Source organism: Streptococcus sp. 714 (assembly GCF_013277115.1).
Taxonomy (GTDB): domain Bacteria; phylum Bacillota; class Bacilli; order Lactobacillales; family Streptococcaceae; genus Streptococcus.
Map to the genome: position 1 here is coordinate 81,748 of NZ_VMMH01000007.1, position 4,924 is coordinate 86,671.

Annotated in this window: 5 protein-coding genes; all 5 read left to right on the plus strand. The window is 39.0% G+C overall.

The annotated features are described in order from the left end of the window. Positions 1 to 241 precede the first annotated feature (241 nt). The 5 genes from HT718_RS02780 to dltD are packed head-to-tail and all read left to right on the plus strand — an operon-like array spanning position 242 to position 4,698. Complete coding sequence (locus tag HT718_RS02780) at positions 242 to 373, plus strand: teichoic acid D-Ala incorporation-associated protein DltX (RefSeq protein WP_000813667.1); 132 nt, start codon at positions 242 to 244, stop codon at positions 371 to 373. A gap of 20 nt (positions 374 to 393) precedes the next feature. Then, positions 394 to 1,944: a D-alanine--poly(phosphoribitol) ligase subunit DltA gene (gene dltA / locus HT718_RS02785; RefSeq protein WP_173267126.1), complete on the plus strand. Its 1,551-nt coding sequence runs from the start codon at positions 394 to 396 to the stop codon at positions 1,942 to 1,944. After that, complete coding sequence (dltB, locus tag HT718_RS02790; RefSeq protein WP_173267129.1) at positions 1,941 to 3,185, plus strand: D-alanyl-lipoteichoic acid biosynthesis protein DltB; 1,245 nt, start codon at positions 1,941 to 1,943, stop codon at positions 3,183 to 3,185. The genes dltA and dltB overlap by 4 nt, the downstream gene beginning before the upstream one ends. A gap of 12 nt (positions 3,186 to 3,197) precedes the next feature. Further along, positions 3,198 to 3,437, plus strand: coding sequence for a D-alanine--poly(phosphoribitol) ligase subunit DltC (gene dltC / locus HT718_RS02795; RefSeq protein WP_000351967.1), 240 nt, complete (start codon positions 3,198 to 3,200; stop codon positions 3,435 to 3,437). Further along, positions 3,430 to 4,698 carry a D-alanyl-lipoteichoic acid biosynthesis protein DltD gene (gene dltD / locus HT718_RS02800; RefSeq protein ID WP_173267132.1) on the plus strand — a complete coding sequence of 423 codons (1,269 nt, stop codon included), beginning with the start codon at positions 3,430 to 3,432 and terminating at the stop codon, positions 4,696 to 4,698. The genes dltC and dltD overlap by 8 nt, the downstream gene beginning before the upstream one ends. Positions 4,699 to 4,924: the final 226 nt, after the last annotated feature.

Consider the following 4,924-nt stretch of genomic DNA (forward strand, 5'->3'; position numbering starts at 1 on the left):
TTTTCATTGAGTATTAGAAAACAACTATTTTGATAGAGCTTGGGATGAGTATCTCAGGCTTTTTTCTTTTAAAATATACATAGAAAAACCGCATAATCCTTAAAATAAGCTGAAATGTAGTGAAAACATATGGTAAACAATTGAAAAAATACTATATAAAGTGGTACAATGGTAGAAAAATAAGCTAGTAAGAATCACTTTTATTTTAGCGAAAAATTACAGAAATGAATGGTTTTTCTTGATGAAACAGAGAAAAGAATTGTACCTTTTTCTTGGTCGGACAGCCTTGTATTTTCTTATCTTTTTAGGGCTGCTTTACTTCTTTAGCTATCTTGGTCAGGGTCAAGGAAGCTTTATCTATAATGAATTTTAATTTGAAGGAGAATCCCTATTGTGTCAAACAAACCAATAGTAGATATGATTGAAACCATTGAGCATTTTGCTCAGACACAGCCTAGCTATCCTGTCTATAATGTTTTGGGGCAGGAACACACTTATGGCGATTTAAAGGCTGATTCGGATAGTTTAGCTGCAGCCATTGATCAACTAGGCTTGCCTGAGAAGTCTCCTGTAGTCGTTTTTGGTGGCCAAGAATATGAAATGTTGGCAACTTTTGTAGCCTTGACTAAGTCAGGACATGCCTACATTCCAATTGATAGTCATTCGGCCTTGGAGCGAGTTTTAGCTATTTTAGAATTAGCGGAGCCAAGTTTGATTATTGCCATTTCAGACTTTCCATTAGAGCAGGTTTCTACACCGATATTGAATCTAGCTCGGATTCAAGAAGCCTTTGCTCAAGGGACTAGCTATGAGATCACGCATCCAGTCAAGGGCGATGATAACTACTACATTATCTTTACTTCTGGTACGACTGGTAAGCCTAAAGGAGTGCAGATTTCCCATGATAACCTCCTCAGCTTTACCAACTGGATGATTACGGATAAGGAATTTGCGACGCCAAGTCGTCCGCAAATGCTAGCTCAGCCACCGTATTCATTTGACCTGTCTGTCATGTACTGGGCACCGACCTTGGCACTTGGTGGTACGCTTTTCGCTCTTCCTTCAGCTATTACCCAGGACTTTAAGCAACTCTTTGCGACCATCTTTTCATTGCCAATCGCTATCTGGACATCAACACCTTCCTTTGCAGATATGGCCATGTTATCAGAAGATTTTAATAGCGAGAAAATGCCTGGTATCACGCATTTCTACTTTGATGGCGAAGAATTGACGGTTAAAACAGCTCAAAAACTGCGCGAACGTTTCCCACATGCCCGTATTATCAATGCCTACGGTCCAACAGAAGCGACAGTAGCCCTATCAGCAGTTGCTGTGACAGACGAGATGTTGGCGACTCTCAAACGCCTACCAATCGGCTATACCAAGGCCGACTCTCCAACCTTTATCATTGACGAGGAAGGAAATAAACTGCCAAATGGCGAACAGGGAGAAATCATTGTCTCTGGGCCAGCTGTTTCAAAAGGCTATATGAACAATCCTGAAAAAACGGCAGAAGCCTTCTTTGAGTTTGAAGGTCTACCAGCCTATCACACAGGCGATGTTGGAACCATGACAGATGAAGGCTTGCTTCTCTACGGAGGACGCATGGACTTCCAGATTAAGTTTAACGGTTACCGCATTGAGTTAGAAGATGTCTCTCAAAATCTTAACAAGTCTCGCTATATTGAGTCTGCTGTCGCTGTTCCGCGTTATAACAAGGACCACAAGGTACAAAATCTACTGGCCTATGTTATCTTAAAAGATGGTGTTCGTGAGCAGTTTGAGCGTGATATCGATATTACTAAGGCCATTAAGGAAGACTTGACAGATATCATGATGTCCTATATGATGCCGTCTAAATTCCTTTACCGAGACAGTTTACCACTGACTCCAAATGGAAAAATTGACATCAAAGGATTGATTAACGAGGTGAATAAGAGATGATGGAGTTCTTTCAACAGCTTCCTCATTTAGAGCCATACGGCAATCCTCAGTACTTTGTCTATGTGATTATTGCAACCTTGCCCATCTTTATAGGCCTCTTTTTCAAGAAACGCTTTGCCTGGTATGAAGTGCTGGTTAGCCTCTTCTTTATCGTCACCATGTTGGTAGGTGGGAAGACCAATCAATTGGTTGCCTTGGGTATTTACCTTTGCTGGGAAATATTGCTTCTGCTTTTCTACAAGCATTATCGAAAAAGTAAGGATGGCAAGTGGGTCTTCTACTTAGTTAGTTTTTTGTCCCTACTTCCGATTATCTTTGTCAAGGTGCAACCAGCTATCAATGGAACGCAGTCTTTGCTAGGGTTCTTGGGAATTTCTTACCTGACCTTTCGTTCGGTTGGGATTATCATCGAGCTGAGAGATGGAGTGATTAAGGATTTTACCCTCTGGGAATTCCTACGTTTTCTTCTTTTCATGCCGACTTTCTCGAGTGGTCCAATTGATCGCTTTAAGCGTTTTAATGAAAATTATCAGACCATTCCTGAGCGGAATGAGTTGATGGATATGCTGGATGAATCTGTTCGCTATATTATGTGGGGTTTTTTGTATAAGTTTATCCTAGCTCATGTTTTAGGAGAGACCTTACTACCTCCTCTGAAGAATTTAGCCTTGCAGTCAGGTGGCTTCTTTAACCTCTATACTTTAGCGGTTATGTATACCTTTGGTCTGGAGCTTTTCTTTGACTTTGCAGGTTACTCTATGTTTGCCTTAGCCATTTCAAATTTGATGGGAATCCGTAGCCCTATCAACTTTAACAAACCTTTTTTATCAAGGGATTTGAAGGAGTTTTGGAATCGCTGGCACATGAGTCTCTCTTTCTGGTTCCGTGACTTTGTCTTTATGCGGATGGTGATGGTATTGACCAGAAAGAAGGTCTTTAAGAATCGCAATGTAACCTCAAGTGTGGCCTACATTGTAAATATGCTGATTATGGGATTTTGGCATGGAGTGACTTGGTACTATATCGCCTATGGACTCTTTCATGGATTGGGCTTGGTCGTCAATGATGCTTGGGTTCGCAAGAAAAAAACGCTCAATAAGGAACGGAAAAAAGCAGGGAAAGCTGCTCTACCTGAGAATCGCTGGATTCAGTTGCTTGGCATGGTTGTCACCTTCCATGTCGTCATGCTGTCATTCTTAATCTTTTCTGGATTCTTGAATGATTTATGGTTTAAAAAATAAAGGAAATAAAATATGGATATCAAATCAGAAGTTATCGAAATTATTGATGAGTTGTTTATGGAAGATGTTTCTGACATGATGGATGAAGATCTTTTTGACGCAGGTGTCTTGGATAGCATGGGCACGGTTGAATTGATTGTGGAGATTGAAAACCGTTTTGACATTCGCGTCCCTGTAACAGAGTTTGGTCGTGATGACTGGAATACCGCTAATAAAATCATAGCTGGTATTGTGGAGCTACAAAATGCTTAAACGCTTATGGATGATCTTCGGGCCGATCTTGATAGCTGGTTTGTTGGTTGTTTTGGTCATATGCTGTTATCCTGCAAGTGTTAGACACGATATTGTATCTGAAAAGTATTCGGCAGCTTCCGTTACTGCAGAAAGTTTTAGAGAACGAAATCAAAAATCAAAAGCTTTCTCTGATACTTCTATCCGATTTATACCTTTTTTTGGCTCCAGTGAATGGCTTCGTTTTGACGGTGCTCATCCTGCGGTATTGGCCGAGAAATACAATCGCTCCTATCGTCCTTATCTTTTAGGACAGAGGGGAGCTGCATCACTTAACCAGTATTTTGGGATGCAACAGATGCTACCAGAAATAGAGGATAAGCAAGCTGTATTTGTTATATCTCCCCAATGGTTTACAGAAAATGATTATGAACCTGCAGTATTTCAAGAGTATTTTAATAGTGACCAATTAACTTCCTTTTTAGAAAATCAATCAGGAGATATTAGTAGTCAGCATGCATCTAAGAGATTATTAAAACAGTTTTCAAATGTATCAATGAAAGATATAGTACAAAAAATTGCTAATAATGAATCTCTTTCAGAGTTTGATCATATTCGTATAGAAATTGGCTCTCTAATCAATCAGAAACAAGCAAATTTTTTTGGACAGTTCTCAATCAGACAGTGGTTGAAATATAAAGAACATGTTGATAAATATTTGAATACTATTCCAGACCAGTTTTCTTATCAAGATATAGAAAATGTTATTAAAGCAGATGCAGAAAAAAATACTTCCAACAATGAATTTGATATAGATAATCACTTCTATGATACACAAATCAGAGATTATTTGAAAAAGTTAAAAGGATCACAGACTAGTTATAATTACCTTAAATCTTCTGAGTACAATGACTTGCAGTTAGTTTTAAATCAGTTTGCCAAGTCAAAGGTCAATGTAATGTTTGTGATTCCTCCCGTAAATAAAAAATGGATGGATTTCACAGGATTAGATGAGGATATGTACCAACAAACGGTGCAAAAGATTCGCTTCCAGTTAGAAAGTCAAGGTTTCACTAATATAGCAGATTTTTCTAAGGATGGTGGGAAGCCTTTCTTTATGAAGGATACCATCCATCTTGGTTGGATGGGGTGGTTGGCTTTTGACAAGGCTGTTGATCCTTTCCTATCTAATCCCACACCAGCTCTTACTTACCATCTTAATGAGCGCTTTTTCAGTAAAGACTGGGCAACTTATGATGGAAATGTCAAGGAATTTCAATAAATTGCTTAAAAACTTGAATTTTTGGCTCTTTGTCAACTGTAGTGGGTTGAAGAAAAGCTAATACTCTTCGAAAATCAAATTCAAACCACATCAGCGTCGCCTTACCGTACTCAAGTACAGCTTGCGGCTAGCTTTTTAGTTTGCTCTTTGATTTTCATTGAGTATAAGATCTAGAAAGGACGAAATTCGTCCTTTTTTTTTTTGATATTCAGAGCGATAAAAATCC

Coding starts and splice junctions, on each gene's coding strand:
- HT718_RS02780 (WP_000813667.1), top strand. CDS start 242: ATGAAACAGAGAAAAGAATTGTACCTTTTTCTTGGTCGGACAGCCTTG.
- dltB (WP_173267129.1), top strand. CDS start 1,941: ATGATGGAGTTCTTTCAACAGCTTCCTCATTTAGAGCCATACGGCAAT.
- dltC (WP_000351967.1), top strand. CDS start 3,198: ATGGATATCAAATCAGAAGTTATCGAAATTATTGATGAGTTGTTTATG.
- dltD (WP_173267132.1), top strand. CDS start 3,430: ATGCTTAAACGCTTATGGATGATCTTCGGGCCGATCTTGATAGCTGGT.